13 protein-coding genes are annotated in these 16153 nt (G+C 56.3%); 8 read left to right on the top strand and 5 right to left on the bottom strand.

The features are described from left to right. Positions 1-262 precede the first annotated feature (262 nt). From QMK50_RS02020 to QMK50_RS02010, 3 genes are all read right to left on the bottom strand, one after another. Entirely contained in the window at positions 263-1429 is a 1167-nt protein-coding gene (locus QMK50_RS02020; RefSeq protein ID WP_320332387.1) for a 2-aminoethylphosphonate--pyruvate transaminase, read from the bottom strand. Between the two features lie 193 nt (positions 1430-1622). Then, a complete protein-coding gene (locus QMK50_RS02015; protein ID WP_320332386.1) occupies positions 1623-3014 on the bottom strand; it encodes an FAD-dependent oxidoreductase in 1392 nt (463 codons plus the stop codon). 49 nt (positions 3015-3063) lie between these two features. Continuing rightward, the gene (locus tag QMK50_RS02010; RefSeq protein ID WP_320332385.1) at positions 3064-3414 is read right to left on the bottom strand and encodes a RidA family protein; all 351 of its coding nucleotides are present in this window, start codon (positions 3412-3414) and stop codon (positions 3064-3066) included. Positions 3415-3559: 145 nt separating this feature from the next. Between QMK50_RS02010 and QMK50_RS02005 the strand changes: the two genes are divergently transcribed. Next, positions 3560-4435 (top strand): LysR substrate-binding domain-containing protein, encoded by an 876-nt coding sequence (locus QMK50_RS02005; RefSeq protein ID WP_095168558.1) that lies wholly within the window; start codon positions 3560-3562, stop codon positions 4433-4435. Positions 4436-4606: 171 nt separating this feature from the next. Here QMK50_RS02005 and ycaC read toward each other — a convergent pair whose 3' ends face one another. Both ycaC and QMK50_RS01995 read right to left on the bottom strand, forming a co-directional pair. Continuing rightward, positions 4607-5233: an isochorismate family cysteine hydrolase YcaC gene (gene ycaC, locus QMK50_RS02000; protein ID WP_320332384.1), complete on the bottom strand. Its 627-nt coding sequence runs from the start codon at positions 5231-5233 to the stop codon at positions 4607-4609. A gap of 53 nt (positions 5234-5286) precedes the next feature. After that, entirely contained in the window at positions 5287-5973 is a 687-nt protein-coding gene (locus tag QMK50_RS01995; protein WP_320332383.1) for a hydrolase, read from the bottom strand. A 496-nt stretch (positions 5974-6469) separates the two neighbouring features. Here QMK50_RS01995 and QMK50_RS01990 point away from each other — a divergent pair, with 496 nt between their 5' ends. From QMK50_RS01990 to QMK50_RS01960, 7 genes are all read left to right on the top strand, one after another. Continuing rightward, positions 6470-7810 (top strand): EAL domain-containing protein, encoded by a 1341-nt coding sequence (locus tag QMK50_RS01990; RefSeq protein WP_320332382.1) that lies wholly within the window; start codon positions 6470-6472, stop codon positions 7808-7810. A gap of 406 nt (positions 7811-8216) precedes the next feature. Continuing rightward, on the top strand, positions 8217-8903 hold the full coding sequence (locus QMK50_RS01985; RefSeq protein ID WP_320332381.1) for a response regulator transcription factor: 687 nt from the start codon (positions 8217-8219) through the stop codon (positions 8901-8903). Positions 8904-9032: 129 nt separating this feature from the next. After that, complete coding sequence (locus QMK50_RS01980) at positions 9033-9698, top strand: response regulator transcription factor (RefSeq protein ID WP_320332380.1); 666 nt, start codon at positions 9033-9035, stop codon at positions 9696-9698. Continuing rightward, a complete protein-coding gene (locus QMK50_RS01975; RefSeq protein WP_320332379.1) occupies positions 9695-12088 on the top strand; it encodes an ATP-binding protein in 2394 nt (797 codons plus the stop codon). The genes QMK50_RS01980 and QMK50_RS01975 overlap by 4 nt, the downstream gene beginning before the upstream one ends. Before the next feature lie 17 nt (positions 12089-12105). After that, a complete protein-coding gene (locus QMK50_RS01970; RefSeq protein WP_320332378.1) occupies positions 12106-14463 on the top strand; it encodes an ATP-binding protein in 2358 nt (785 codons plus the stop codon). Between the two features lie 306 nt (positions 14464-14769). Further along, positions 14770-15312: a fimbrial protein gene (locus tag QMK50_RS01965; protein ID WP_320332377.1), complete on the top strand. Its 543-nt coding sequence runs from the start codon at positions 14770-14772 to the stop codon at positions 15310-15312. A 73-nt stretch (positions 15313-15385) separates the two neighbouring features. After that, a complete protein-coding gene (locus QMK50_RS01960; RefSeq protein WP_320332376.1) occupies positions 15386-16132 on the top strand; it encodes a molecular chaperone in 747 nt (248 codons plus the stop codon). Positions 16133-16153: the final 21 nt, after the last annotated feature.

The raw sequence follows: 16153 nt of genomic DNA, 5'->3' as shown, positions 1-16153 counted from the left end.
TGATCCCGTATGTGGTGCCAGACAGCGCAAAGTAATGGGTTTTGTTTTTATTTTCGGTACAGAAAATCTCTCCACGCACACGGCATCGATCAGATGGCAGTGAGGTGGCATCAGGCTTTCGGTATTAAATTGACGCGGTCGCTGACTCCTGCTCGGCTGTGCCTAGCGGTAAGTCACCGAATCCATGGTTAAAAAAGACCCCTGCCCACAGGTGCTACCCATTGCACCAGTGCGTGAATCGACAAGGACCTTTGAAGGGCCGTCAGGCCGCCGGCTGTTGCATGTCGACGTTCATCGCCACGAGACTGTCGGCGATGGCGCGCAGCAACTGATGGACGATGTATTCGTCGATCTGGCCGATACAGCCGATACGGAAACTCTCGGCTACGGTCAGCTTGCCGGGATAGATGATGAACTGACGGGCTTTGAGCTCATCGTAGAACCGCTTGAACTCAAAGTTGGGATGTTGCGGGCTGAAGAACGTGGTGATGATTGGCGACAGCCAACGGTCTTCAAGCAACGTCTTGAAGCCCAGCTCGCGCATGCCTTTGACCAGCACATCGCGATTGCGCGTGTAGCGCGCCAGGCGGCCATGCACACCGCCTTCGGCAGTGTGTTGCTCCAAGGCTTTATGGAACGCTACTACGCTGTGGGTCGGCGGCGTGAAGCGCCATTGGCCCGTGCGCTCCATGTAGACCCACTGCTCATACAGATCGAGGCTCAGGGAGTTGGCGCGGCCTTTGGCGGCCTCCAGCACGGAGCGACGGATGATGACGAAACCGAAGCCGGGGATACCCTCGATGCATTTGTTGGCAGAGGACACCACCACGTCGAAAGCAATCTCATTGATGGTCAATGGCACGGCTCCGAAGGAGCTCATCGCATCGATGATCAGGCTCTTGCCATGCGCCTTCACCACATCGGCGATTTCGCGCAGCGGATTGAGAATGCCGGAGCTGGTTTCGCAATGGACCAGGAAGACGTTGGTGATGTCGGGATTGTCCCTGAGCAGGGCGTCCACCTCTTCAGGCTGCGGTGGCAGATAATCGCCTTTGTCCAAGGTAATGAACGCGCGGCCGAGGTACTCCAAGGTCTTGGTGGCGCGCTGGCCGTAGGCGCCATTCATCAGCACCAGTGCTTTACCGTCACGCGGGATGGCCGTGGCCAAAGCTGCCTCCACCGAGTAGCTACCGCTGCCTTGCAACGGCACACAGGCGAAGCTGTCGTCCTGGACACCGGCCATGCTGAGCAAGTTCTGGCGAACCTCGGCAGTGACTTGGTTGAAGGTAACGTCCCATGAACCCCAGTCGCGCAGCATGGCTTCCTTGGTCGCTTTGGACGTGGTCAAGGGGCCCGGGGTCAGCAGGTAGGGTTCACCCAAGGCTGGAGTAGCCAGCGCCTGTGTGGTCGGAAATTCAGCTTTGGTCATGATCTTCTCCGGCGGTTTTGTTTTTGTGGGGGAGTGATGCATGGCGTGATCAAAACATCTGCGGAAAAATAACTGAAATCGATTTATCACATGTCACAAACAAGCTGAGCTTATAAGTCGAAATCATTCGTCTACCCTCCAGATCAGACCCTGGGTTGCTGTTCAAGTGAGCGGTCGCTGTGTGAGCGCGGCGTTAGCCCTTGTCTGACTTGCCGGCGGCGGCGGCGAATTTCGCCAGGCGCACATCCAGTCGACGCGGGTGCAGGTTGTGGTCCTCGGCGTGCTCCTTGCGCCGAATGGCATTGCGCACCATTAGCGAACCCAGGTAGCGGATCGGCTCCGGTGGGAAATGGCCGAGCGGACCTTGCACCAGCGGCGAGCGTGTCCAGGGGTTGTCCTGCCCCAACACCAGCGATGAGAGGATCTGTCCACCCATGTGACAAGGGCCGACGCCGCTGCCGGAATAGCCGAAGCCATAAAAGATATTTCCGCCTGCGCCCATCCGGCCGAAGAACGGTAGCCCGGTGACGGAGCGATCGGACGGGCCATTCCAGGTGGCGGCGATGCCGACATCGGCAAAGTCGGGGAAGAACTCGGCAAGGGTGTTGCGCAACAATCCTTTGTAGGGCGATGGCTGGTCGAATACCGGCAACATGCGCCCGCCGTAGGCGAAGGTATTGCCGCCTTTGCCGAGCATGATCCGACCGTCCGGGGTGTTGTGGTAGTAGTGCACGAAGATGCGTGAGTCGAGCACGGTGACCCCGCTGGTCAGGCCGATCCGCTTGAGCAGGTCCGGTCGAGGCTCGGTAATGATCATGTCGCTGGAGACGATGGCAACTGACCGCGAGAACTGCGCAAAGGCACGCGCCATCCAGGCGTTCATCGCCAACACGACCCGGTCGCAGGTGACGTTGCCGTTCGGGGTGTTGACGGTGGCAGGCTGACCCTCTTGCAAATGGGTCATCGGTGAGCCTTCGTAGATACGCACACCCAATTGCAGTGCGACTCGACGCAGACCGCGCACCAGCTTGCCCGGCTGCACACTGGCTGCCGCAGGTGAGAACCAGCCTTCAATGTGTCGGGTCGAGCCCGCCATGCGCTGCACGTCAGCTAGCGCGTACTTGGAGAAAGAGTTAATGCCATTGCGCTCCAGCGCAGCGATCACGCTGTCGGTCGAGCCGACCTGGGCACGGTTGGTCGCTGTGTAAAGCGTGCCATCGAGGCGGTAATCGGCATCAACCGTGTACTTCTCGCAAAAGCTGCCGATGGCGTAGATGCTTTGCTCCGATTCCTTGACCAGGCGTATTGCCTCGTTGACCCCAAACAACCGCTCCAGGGTGAAGTACTTGGCCGACCAGGACAGCGCGCAGCCGCCGTTGCGCCCACTGGCGCCGGCACCACAGATGTCGGCTTCGACGATGACCACGTCCAGCTCGGGGTTCTGTTCCTTGAGCATGATCGCAGTCCACAAACCGGTGTAACCACCACCGACGATGCAGACATCGGCGCGGGTGTCCTGCCGCAGCGGCGGGCAGGGCGAGTCGGGTTGGGTTTTCAGGGCCTGATCGAGCCAGTAGGGGCGCATGACGTCATCTCCGTTGCAGCGGTTTTGGGGGCAGGGCTTGAGCAGGCAATCAGGCGCATGCAGCGACCACGATCATTTCCACGCGCCAACCGGGGTCGATCAGATCGGCCAGGGTGCACGCTCGCGTTGGGGCGTGGCCTTCGGGAAAGAACTGGTCCCAGACCCTGTTGAGCCCTGCGTAGTCGTCGCGATGGGCGAGCAGGATACGTACCGAAAGCACCTGCTTGCGGCTGCTGCCGGCACTCAGTAGTAGCTGCTCGATACCGGCGAGCACCTCGTGGGTCTGGGCCTCGATGTCGCCGCTGAGGTTGCTGGCGACCTGGCCACCGATATAGAGGTGGTTGTCATAGCGGACCATGTCCGAACGGCGTTTTATCGCGGCGAAACGTTCGATTTGCATAAAGTGCTTCCGGGCTGAGACGAGGGCGGCAGTGTTCGAACACTGGTCTGGGGCTTGCGAAAACCATGCTTGCAGTTCATCGTCTATAAATAAAATCGATTTAGCGTATGCATGAATAAGTTGAACCTATGCCAAGGCTGCCGCGATGACCATTTCCCATACCCAACTCAAGGCGTTCCACGCGGTTGCCGTCAACGGCAGCTTCACCCGCGCGGCCGAGCAGCTCTGCCTGTCTCAACCGGCGGTGTCCGACCAGGTACGCAAGCTCGAGGACTATTACGGGGTGATGGTGTTCTACCGCGACAAGCGTCAGGTGCGCCTGACTGAAGTGGGCGAGCGGTTGTTCGGCCTGACTCGACGCTTGTTTGATATCAGTGTCGATGCCCACGACATGCTGATGGACTACCGCACCCTGTCTACGGGATCCCTGAACCTCGCCGTGGATGCGCCGGTGCATGTGCTGCCCTATGTCGCACGCTTTTGCAGGCGTTACCCCGGTATCGATGTGAAGATTGAAACCGCCAACACCGATGAAGTGCTGCAACGCTTATTCGCTCATCAGGCCGACATCGCCCTGCTGGGTCGCACTATCGAGGACGACCGACTGCTGTCGCTGCCCTTGCGCAGCGATCCGATGCTGGCGTTCGTCGCGCTTGATCATCCCTGGGCGCAACGCGAATCCATCAGCCTTGGCGACCTGCACGACACGCCGCTAGTGCTGCGGGAAAAAGGCTCGATGACGCGTCTGTGCCTGGAGGAAGAAATGGCCACCGCGGGCTTGCGCATCCGCAAGGCGATCGAAGTGGATGGGCGCGAAGCCGCACGTGAAGCGGTGGCGATTGGCATGGGTGTCGGGGTTGTCTCGGCGACCGAGCTGGGCTCTGATTCACGGCTTCGCGGGTTGCCCATCGTCGATTGTCAGCGGCGCTTCACCGAGACGTTGGTGTGCCTGCGCGCGCAGAGTTCGCGGCGGATCCTGACGACGTTTTTTAACGTGGTTCGAGAGGGGCTGGCTGAATGAGGGGAATCGTCCCGGGTTTTGTAGACGCCTCTCGCCTTGAACGGAGGTCAATCAGCTACTGGCGACGCACGCTCCCAATGAGGACAGCAACAAAAAACAGGTCCCGACAGATCAGGGCCTGTTCATGATCATTTGCAAAGGCCACGGCAAGACGTGGCCCCAGGTTCGGACTTACTTATCGGAAGTCAGTTTGGTATAGCTGGTGATCAGGTTCCGGTAGTCCGGGATGTGATTGGAGAAAAGCGTACCCAGGCCTTCGATGTCGTTGCGCCAGTCGCGGTGCAGCTCACAGGCCAGGCCAAACCAGGTCATCAACTGTGCGCCGCCTTGCGACATACGATCCCAGGCCGAGTCGCGGGTCAGGGCGTTGAAGGTCCCGGAAGCGTCGGTGACCACAAATACCTCGAAGCCTTCGGCCAGGGCCGACAGCGCCGGGAAGGCCACGCACACTTCAGTGACGACGCCAGCGATGATCAGTTGCTTCTTGCCGGTGGCCTTGACCGCCTTGACGAAGTCTTCGTTGTCCCAGGCGTTGATCTGTCCTGGGCGGGCAATGTACGGGGCGTCGGGGAACAGCTCCTTGAGTTCGGGCACCAGCGGACCATTGGGGCCGGTTTCAAAACTGGTGGTGAGGATGGTCGGCAGTTTGAAGTACTTGGCCAGGTCACCGACGGCCAGCACGTTGTTCTTGAATTTGTCCGGGTCGATATCCCGGACCAGTGACAGCAGGCCGGTCTGGTGATCTACCAGCAGGACCGCCGCGTTGTTCTTGTCCAGGCGGATGTAGGGCTTGCTCATGGTCTAACTCCTTGCAGTGGTATGCCGGCGCTGGGGGCACCAGAGATGAGGGATTAGCGTTCGGAGTCCAGTTTTTCGTGCTCGTTGGCTACTTGCTGCGCCTTGAGGTAACTCTCGATCAGTAATTGATAGTGTGGGAACACTGCACTGTAGGCTTCGGCCCACTGTTGCGCGTCGGCACGGTTCCAACTGCGCTGTATTTCCGAGCACACCGCGGCGGTGTCCATCGGCACCACGCCGGCCTGCATCACCCGGGCCAAGGTGATTTCCTGAGCCATCTTCGAATAGGTGCCGCTGGCGTCGATCACGGCAAACACCTGGTAGCCTTCGGCGACTGCGCTGATGCTCGGGAAAGCCATGCATACACTGGTGATGGTGCCGGCGATGATCAGTTGTTTCTTGCCGGTAGCCTTGACCGCCTCGACGAACTCGGGATTGTCCCAGGCATTGATTTCACCTTTACGAGCGATGTAGCGGGCATGTGGCGCGGCTTCGTGAATTTCCGGTATCAGAGGACCATTGGGGCCTTGCGGCACGGAGGCGGTGGTGATCACCGGGATCTTCGCCAGGCTGGCGACCTTGGCCAGAGTGATGGCGTTAGCCCGCAGCTCGGTCATGGGCATGTCCTTGACCGTCTGGAACAGTCCACTCTGATGGTCAATCAGCAGCATCGCGGCATTTTCAGGGACGATGCGCGGGACCTGGCCGTTGAAGTTGGCAACGTTGGCGAATGCACTCATGAAACTGTCTCCTCGATGTCAGGTCGCAAGTCGTGCTCGCAACCAGGGTCGACGGCCGCCTTCCGGGTGTCCGTCGGGTTGTTGAGAGTAGTTCTGGTGACGGCAAGCAGATTTCAGGCACTAGTACTCTAAAATCTAATCACTAGCGGCATTCAATCCAATAGGAATAGGACTAAAAATCGGTGCAATGACTGTGCTCGGATTGAGTCGCGACCACAATCATTCCTCCGAACGATGTTCGACGGTTTGCGTGGGGTAAATAGGTGCCGGTAGAGAGATAGCGCTTTGAAATAATGGGTGATTGACCAATTACATGCTGGATGTGTCTAGAAAAGACTGGGTGATTTTCAATGGTGGATTGCGATTCATTCAGGCAGTGTTTCGGCGCCCATTGCGACCTTGCCCACGGCCTCGATTTTTTAGTCCCAATCCTATTTGATTCTTTTTTGGCGCTGATAAGCTTTTTTCCTGAAACCGAATCAGGAAAGCTATTGTCATGATCTTACACACCGCCGTGCCGAACGAGTTCAAAGCGTTAGGCGTCATTACGTTGACAGCTGACGCTGCCTGCGCACACCGGTTTGCCAATGTACTAAATTACTTGGGGGTTACCCCGCAGACCAACATCTCGTCTTTAAGCGTGGTGGAACACTACCTGATCGATAATCCGGTAGATGTCATCGTATGTGAAATTCACCCCGAGTGTGATGCAGGCTTGATGTTGCCAAGCCTTCTCAAGCGACTCCATGAAGACGGTACCTTGGAGCAGGTCCCCAGCATCTTTTGGACTGGGGAAATCACGATGAGTGCGCCGGCGCGGCTAGTCGATGGTGAGCGCTTGTTTGATCAGGCAGTGCCTAGCCATCACTTCTGGATCAAGTACATGGGCGGTGTGACAGTTAGCGCACTAGAGTCCCATGCTCGACTGGCACGGGCGGCGGGAATTCATGTGGAGATACTGCGTGAAGTTGGGGCTCAGGAGCTAGTTGATGCCTTGCGTGCTGCAGTGCTCACTCGAGCAAAAAACGATCCTATGCGACACATGGAAACCTTCGACTCTCTGGCCGAAGATGAAGTGATCAATGCACTCACCACGGGGGAAGGGTTACGTTTCGTGTTCCAACCGCAATTCGAACTGTTGAGCCGGCGTGTTGTGGGGGCAGAGGCGTTGGTGCGATGGAAACATCCGCACTTTGGCGAAATTCCGCCTTCGGTGCTGATGCCATTGGTTAACCGGTTGGGCCTGGACCTGTTGTTGTTCAGTCTGGTTGAGATGTGGACGCTCAGGGTGATGCTTGCACTCAAGCGTGAAAATATTTGGATTCCTATCGCCGTCAATGCGTCAGCAAAGACTATTTGTACACCGCAATTCGCTGATCGTCTGGCGGCACGAATGCATCAAGCCGGCTTGCCGACCAGGCTGTTGAAAATCGAACTCACCGAGGATGTGCCAGAGCCGGACGAACTCTATCTTTCCGCCTCGTTGACGGCCATACGGGCCAAGGGGTTTCAGGTGTCGCTGGACGACTTCGGAACTGGGGCCGCCACAATGAATCTGTTAGCGAACCTGTCGTTCGATGAGATGAAAATCGATGGCTCGTTTGTTCGTGATGTCGGGCGACATTCGTCGTCGCGCAAGGTCATCGGCGGTATAGCCAATTGGGCAGAACTGCTTAATTTGAGTCTGGTGGCCGAAGGCATCGAGGACGAGTCGACGATTCCGTTGTTGCACCGTTTGGGGTGCCGGGTAGGGCAGGGTTATGCGTTGGCACGTCCGATGGAGATCGATGCCTTCTTGAGTTTCATTACCCAAAAGGAAGTTAGTCAACAAAGCTAACCAACTTTGTTTTCCGCGCGGTTTGTCTGCGAGTTAAAAATCGAGTCTGCTCCTGTTGATGTAGCGTTTTTAGGAGTTTTCCGATGTTCATTTGAATGCGATTGAATTAGTTTAATATTATCGAATTTTCAGGTTGTTTACTGCCTTGGCAAATTTGTTAATCGACTGAGGAGTAGGTGCGCCTGGATTATTAGAATATCCCGAAATGCCAGAGAGCCTAATCGGTTGTCCATGGATGTGAAAGTGTGCATTTGGTTGTTCTTTTGTCTCGCTTTTAGTGTTCGATTGCTCGGTTGTACGGACATGGTTCATGTTGTAGGCCTCATCTGAAGTGACGACAGCTTGCTCGTGGTGAGAAGGTTGTACTTCTCATATTTTTGTTCGTTATACAAAGTGCCTGTACTCTATGAAATGCTTGCAAATTGCTTTGCTGGATGATCATGCAATCGTGCGACATGGTTTGGTGAGTCGACTGGTGCAGGAGCCCGATTTTGAGGTGGTTGGCGTTTATGCCCGCTCCCGTGACTTGATGGCAGGTCTCGCGGCAGTTCCGGCAGAGGTATTGTTATTGGATTTCGTTCTCGGCCCTCATGAGCAAGACGGCGCTATGCTGATTCGTGCGTTGCGGGTGAAGTTTCCGCGATGCCGTATCCTTGTGTTTTCCACCCATTATGATGCGGCCACGGTGATACTTGCATTGCGCGTTGGCGCTCGCGGGTTTATCAGTAAGGCTGAGGATATGAACCAACTGATCAACGCTGTCCGATTTGTAGCCTCGGGAGGGATATACCTGACCCCCGACATGGCATACCGTGTCGCGGAGGCCACTGCCAGCAATAATGAAGGTGAGGAGAACCGAGGAGATGCGTTGCGCTTTGTCAGCCTGTCTGCCCGTGAGCAGGAAGTGATTCGCTGTTATCTCGCGGGCATGAGCATCACCGATATCGCTGAAAAGTTCAGTCGCAGTATCAAGACGATTAGCTCACAGAAATCCTCTGCCTTCCGTAAGCTTGGCGTCGTGTCGAACAATGAACTGTTCAGGATCAGGCATATTATTGAAGGCGTTGGGGACCGCACAGAACCAATCGACTAGGCCTTCTGAGCAAAAGGAATGGTAGGGTGTGTCATTAGCCCGTTGTTGCATATACTCCTGTGCATGCCACACGGTTACTGCGCTTCTCCTATTATTCCAACAGCGCTGGGCTGAGCGGGTTCGATCACGATGAAACCTATACGTATTGCCTTGTTGGATGATCATGCGGTTGTTCGGCACGGACTTGTCAATACTCTGGCGGCCGAGGGGGACTTTGAGGTAGTTGGCATTTATGAGAAAAGTCGCGACCTTATTGCCAGTCTTGCCACCGTCCCTGCGGACTTGTTGCTTCTCGATTTTTCCCTGAGTCCCGATGAGCTGGACGGTGTGTCGCTGATCCGCGCCTTGCGGGTCAAATTTCCTGCTTGTCACATCCTTGTCCTGTCCGCTCACTACGACCCGGCGACCGTCGGATTGGCCATGCGTGTCGGTGCCCGAGGCTTTGTCGGCAAAGGTGAGGACATGGCTCAACTAGTCAAGGCTATCCGCAAAGTGGCGTCGGGGGCGGTGTACCTGAGCAACTCCATGACCTATCGCCTGGCAGAAACGGTCACCAGCGATACCCGCAAGGACTTAAGCGAGGCGCCAGATCCGCTAGTCCAGGCGGAGTTGACCAGCCGCGAACAGGAAGTGATTCGATGTTATCTGGCGGGCATGACCGTGAGTGAGATTGCCGATAAATTCAATCGCAGTATCAAGACCATTAGCACCCAGAAAACCTCGGCGTTCCGCAAGCTTGGGGTCACGTCAAACAATGAGCTGTTCAAGCTCAATAAGATCATCAGCCCACCATGAGGCAATGCCTGCACAGGATCTTCCTGCTGTTTTGGTTGGTGGGCGGTGCTTCGCTCGCCCACGCCGCTGCGGTTGAATTGAGTGCTGAAGAACGACAGTGGATCGCGTTGCACCCGATTTTACGGGTCGGGGTGGTCGAGGACCTGATTCCTTTCGAATACTTCAAAGACGGGGTGCTGCATGGGCGATCAAAGCAGTATCTGCAATTTGTGACAGCGGCCACGGGGCTTGAATTCACGTATGTGCCTGGTAAATCCAGGGCGATGCGCGAGCAAATGCTGGTGGACGGACAAGTAGACATATTGTCCTCCCACTTGCGTTTCGGGTCAGAACCGGTGAATGAAGCGCTTAAAACACTGGTCTATCACACGGCCTCACCCATCATCGTGACACGTGTTGATCACCCGGATGTTTTCGATATAGACCAACTGCAGGGCAGGACCGTTATGGTTCCTGAAGTCCAGTACTATGAGCAGATGTTCAGGGAGCGGTCGATCCAGGCTACCTTGATCAAAAGCACGTCGGCCCTGGATATGCTGAACAGGGTCGTGGAGGGCAGCGCTGATGCGGCGGTCGCCACGGAAACCTTTCTGATGCCGTACTTGTACCGACGGTTCAAGGGGGTCCTGGAGACCTCGGGTGTGGTAGGGAGCCAGATGCTGAACGTAAGCATGGCGGTCCGCGAAGACCAGGCAGTATTGATATCCATTCTCGAAAAAGCCCTGAAATCGATCACTGCCGAACAGCGCAAGGTCATCTATGAGCAGTGGTATCAAGAGTTGGACATGGAAGTGCCAATGCTGCCAAGTATTGTCAACCACTACCTGCATGTTCTGATCCTGGCTGCCGCGGCATTAACCAGCTTGTGCCTTCTGGTCTATCGCGGCCACCGCCAGCGAAAGATTGCGGTGCGTAACGAGCAGGAAAAAACCATGTTCCTGACCGTTATGAGTCATGAAATTCGCTCGCCGATGAATGCGGTGCTGGCGGCGATGGAGTTGTTATGGCACACCCGACTCAATGAGCAGCAACGCCACCTCGCTCATCTGGCCAATAGCGGTGCCAGCGCGTTGGTTCGCCTGCTTGATGATGGATTGCATACGCCTGATCCTGGCACTAGGCCGTTAAGGCTCGCCATCGAGCCAACCGACGTCACGTCACTAGTGGAGGGCGTGGTGGGCCTGCATCGCTTGCGTGCGCGGGAAAAACGCCTGAACCTGAACCCGAGAATCCAGGCGAAATTACCCCTGTTATTACTCGACAGTTCACGTCTGACGCAGATTCTTCATAACCTGCTTTCCAACGCCATCAAGTTCACTGATGCCGGTGATGTCGATATCAACGTACACCTGATTGCCTCGCAGGATGATTCCCGGCAGTTGCAGATTGAGGTCCGTGATACTGGGATCGGCGTGAGTAAAGCGATAGCAGCATCTTTGTTCCGGCCCTATGCCCGGGCCAGCCATTCCAGTAATCGTGCAGAGGGGACCGGGCTTGGCCTCGTGATCTGTCAGCAATTGGTTAGTTTGATGGGGGGCGAGTTGTTGTTCAGCAGTGAGTTGGATGTTGGCACCACGGTGACCATCTGCTTACCCGCAACGCTTGCGTCTGAGCCTATTGCCGTGCCGGCTATAGAGTCACCCACAACCGAACTGGCCGACACCGGCCTGCAGATTCTGGTCGTGGAAGACACTCTGGCCAACCAAGAAGTGTTGCGGGCGCAGATCAGCGGTTTTGGCTGTCGGCCCGTGGTGGCTGCCGATGCCGCCCAGGCCACAAAGTTGTTTGGGCAACGTGCTTACAATCTAGTCTTGATGGACTGCGATCTCCCAGATCAGGATGGCTACAGTCTGGTTCAGGAGTTGCGAGCTTTTGAATTACAGTTGGGCCGCACACTCTGTCCGATCATTGCCATCTCGGCCTTGACTGGCGACCAGCACCTTCAGCGCTGTCTTGATGCTGGGATGAATGCGGTGTTGAGCAAGCCCATTCGCCTGGGGCAACTAGCTGAGGTCATTGAGCGCTGGTGTAGCGTTAAACTGGCGCCTCCCAGCGCCAGCTTGATGGCCCCCGAGTTGGACCAAGCTTCGATTAACCGGGAAATGGCCGGCGATCTGGGGAGCCTGATCAAGGCCTTGGCGCTGTGTGATCGTCCTACTGCGTTGCGCGTCGCTCACCGCTTGCATGGCGCGGCATTGATCATGGAGTGGTTAGTCCTGGGTGCGGCAGCAGAGCGTATGGAGTTGCTGCTGCGCAGGGAGGAGGGCTGGGGCAGTCCTGCCTACGCGCAGGCGTTAGAGGCACTGGTTCAGCAGTGGCAAGCATTGAGCGGTGATACGCTGTTCGATGTGCTGCCGGTGGTTCGCGTGCATCGGATGGCACCACTATGAGGGGCAAGTGGCCGCGCGTGCTGCTCGCGTTGGTCCTGCTGGGCCATCTGGCTGGGGTGGGTGCAGACGCCAGCCCAACGCCGATGGTGTTGACGCAGCAGGAGCGGGACTGGATCACGGCCAACCCGGTACTGCGTGTCGGAGTTTTCGAGGACCTACTGCCTTTTGAGTACATCAGCCGTGACCAACTGCGAGGACTGTCGGCCAAGTACCTGCAACTGATCACGCTGCGCACGGGCCTGCACTTCAAGTCGGTGGCTACCACCACCCGTAGCGCCCGCAAAGATATGTTAATCAGCGGTGAAGTCGATATCTTGTCCACCCGACGCAGGTCTGACGACCCTGTCCAGGATCGTGGGATGCTCTACACCCTACCTTACAACACGAGTTCAACCATTCTTGTCAGTCGCTTTGACGACCAGCCTTTCGCTGACCTGGAGGATCTTGCCGGTAAACGGTTGGTGATGCTGAGCCGTGAAACTTACGCCCCGTTCCTGAGGGAAAAGGTCTGCGGTACGATCATCTCCGCCCAGAACGCCGTGGACATGCTGATGATGGTCAAGGATGGCCGCGCCGACGCGGCGATTGCTTCCGAGTGGATGCTCATTCCGTACTTGTCTCGCCAATACAAGGGCGTGTTGCAGATTTCCGGCGTGGTGCCGCAGTTGCATACCGGAGTGAGCATGGCAGTGCGTGACTCCGATGTGATCCTGCTGACCATTCTGGAGAAGGCATTGGCCTCCGTCACAGGGGATGAACGCAAGGCGATTTATGACGCTTGGTTGGCCGATATGAACCTGGATATCCCCAGCATCAAGGCCATTGCTGAGCATTACGAAGGTGAGTTGTGGCTGTTGCTGGTCATAGTGACGCTGCTCGTGACACTGGTTTGGCAAAGTTGGATCCAGCGCCGTCGTGCTGTGCATCGCGAGCAGGAGAAAGCAATGTTCCTGGCCGTCATGAGCCACGAAATCCGCTCGCCGATGAACGCGGTGCTAGCGGCTGTCGAATTGTTGCAACACACCCCACTTGACGAACAGCAGCGTCATTTTACCGACCTTGCCAACAGCGGCTCCAATACGTTACTGCGCCTGGTGGATGATGTGCTGGACATCTCCAAGATCGAGGCCGGACAGTTCAAGCTCAACCCGGGTCCGGTTGATGTCTGGCATTTGACCCAACAAGTCATGGATGAACACCAATCTTATGCCGAGGAAAAGGGTCTTTTGCTGACGTTAGCCGGTGAGCGATTCAATACCCCTATGTCGCTGGACGAAGCGCGACTGGCTCAGATCTTGCGCAACCTGATTTCCAATGCCATCAAGTTCACCGATAGCGGCGAGGTAGAGGTGCAGTTAAAGATAATTGAGCGAAGCACGAGGGGGGGCAGTCACTTGCGAATCCGGGTCATTGACAGCGGTGTCGGTTTGTCCAAGCAGGCGCAGCTATCGTTGTTCCGACCTTATGCTCGGGCCAAGCACTCCTACAAACGCACCGGCGGTACCGGTCTGGGACTGGTGATCTGTCGGCGGTTGGTGAAGCTGATGCGCGGCAAGCTAAGGCTCACTAGCACGCTTGGCGTTGGCACCCGGGTAGACGTGACGTTGCCCGTCAAGTTGGACTCGCTCCCGAACTCGATTGCGCAGGGTGAGGTGACGGTAGCCGTCGCAGAAACTGCAGCGCTAGGCAACGGGTTACGGCTACTGGTGGTGGAAGGCCACGAGGCCAACCAGCAAGCGTTGGTGGCGCAGCTCCATAGTCTTGGCTGTGAAGCTTTGCTGGCAGTGGATGCCGTCCAGGGGCTGGCGCTTTTCGAGGCGTATGGGGTGGATATGGTGTTGATCAATTGTGACTCGCCGGACAGTGATGGCTACCATCTGGCCGAGACCTTCCGTGAACTGGAGCACGAACAGCAACGAGGGTATTGCCCGATTGTTGGCATGTCGGCGTTCAGTGACAACGACCACCTGGTACGTTGTTTTGATGTTGGAATAGATGGCTTGCTGACTCTCCCTATCGGACGGGTCAAGCTACAGCAGATGATTGAACTCTGGTGCGAGGCCTCCCTGGCGCCCCAAGTGCAATCATTGCCTGAACACAAGCAAGAAGGGGAGGAGGAACATGCTGAACTTCGTAAAATTCTTAGTAGCCTGATTGAAGCTATCGCCTTGCGTGATCGCGCCGGGGCGTTGCAGGCACTGCCTCAGTTGTGTGGTTTGGCGTTGGCTGCGGATTGGGCGGATATCTCGACCCCAGCTGAAGAGATCGAGCGGCTGTTGAGGGGGGGCGTGAACTGGCCTGCCGTGGCGATTGCGGACCACCTTGTCATTCTGCTCCAGCAGTGGGCAGACCTTAGTGATGTTCAGGCAAGCTGATTTATTGCCGTGCGTACGCAGTGCACTGTTGGCAATTAAATACCCCGCCCTTACTTCTGAATGAGTTGAATTTTTAGGAGCGCTCCTATTGATGATGGCGTTCGCTTATCGGTCGGGAAAATAATAAACCGAAACAGTCAGTCTGCGGAGGGGTAGTGATTGTAGCGTTTAACTGATTTTTCGGAGCACTCCTATATTGCGTGTGGCGTGGGTTCCTTACACTTCGAGTCGCAACAACACAGGAGCGCTTCCGCGAAAGGAGGCTTCCAAACTCAATATAGAAAATTGTTATTTCGGAGTTGCCTCATGAACTACAAAGCCCGCGCCCTTGCTGTACTGGTCGCTGTAACTGCCACCTCCGCCGCTATGGCTTCGGACGGCACCATCAATTTCAACGGCGAATTGAAAGCCGAAACCTGCGCCGTTGCTGTGAACGGCGCTGGCGCAAGTGGCACGGTTGTTACATTGCCAACATTATCTACGTCGGTACTGGCTAACGCTGGCCAAGTTGCGGGTCAGACCGGCTTCAACATTCAGCTGAGCAAATGCTCTGCCGCACTCAAAACTGCAGCTGCTTTCTTTGAGGCCGGTGGTACCGTTGATCCACGAACTGGCAACCTGAAGAATTCGGGCGATGCTACCAAGGTTCAACTGCAACTCGTCGACGCCAGCAATGGTAACGTCATCAAAGCAGGCGACACCGGCCAAGTCGCTTCTACCAGCCGTATTGCGATTGACGCGGCGGCTTTGACTGCCGACCTGCCATACGCCGTTCAGTACTTTGCCCAAGGCGCTACTACTCCAGGCACCGTCGTCAGCTCCGTGACTTACTCCATTAATTATCAGTAAGTCGCAAGTAAACGATATGCGCCCTGTTTCATTTAGGGCAGGGCGTGTATTTAGGCGGCAATGGGATGACGTAATGTTTTGCACACTTTCATTCAAACAAATGCTCCTTGCAAGCTTTACAGCGCTGGTGTGTTTTCAGGCGTCTGCCGGTGTAGTTATTACCGGGACCCGATTGATTTATCCGGCGAATCAGAAAGAAATCACAGTAAAGCTCAACAATACCGGCACACAGCCTGCACTGACGCAGTCGTGGATCGATACCGGTAGCGTGGAGTCCACGCCTACCAGCTCCAAAGCTCCATTCTTGCTCTCGCCCCCCGTGGCTCGTATTGATGCCACCAAGGGGCAAACCCTTAGAGTGATGTTCACTGGCGCGCCATTGGCCCCAGACAAGGAGTCGGTGTTCTGGCTCAACGTACTGGAGATACCACCCAAGCCTCAGGACGTGGGGAATCTCAACACGTTACAGATGGCGTTTCGCTCGCGAATCAAGCTGTTCTATCGCCCAGCAGGGCTGGAGGGTACAGCTAGTGAGGCAATCGAACAGGTGCAGTGGCAGTTGGTTTCGGCCCGAAATGGGCAAGGTTTGGCCTTGCAAGCATTCAATCCATCGGCCTTCCACGTATCGCTGATTGAGTTGGATCTGGTCGCGGGCGCCCAGCGTGAGCGTAGCGAGGATGGCATGGTGGCTCCGGGTGAAACCCGGCAGTTTTTGCTGCCAACGCTCAAAGCCCGTCCTGCCGGCGCTACCGAGGTTGAGTTCAGCGCAATCAATGATTACGGAGCTCTGATTCCGACTCGAAAAACACTCAAGCCTTGATTAATCACTGACGATTTTACG

It is taken from the genome of Pseudomonas sp. P5_152 (assembly GCF_033989915.1).
Classification (GTDB): domain Bacteria; phylum Pseudomonadota; class Gammaproteobacteria; order Pseudomonadales; family Pseudomonadaceae; genus Aquipseudomonas.
This window is presented reverse-complemented; position numbering and strand designations above follow the sequence as displayed.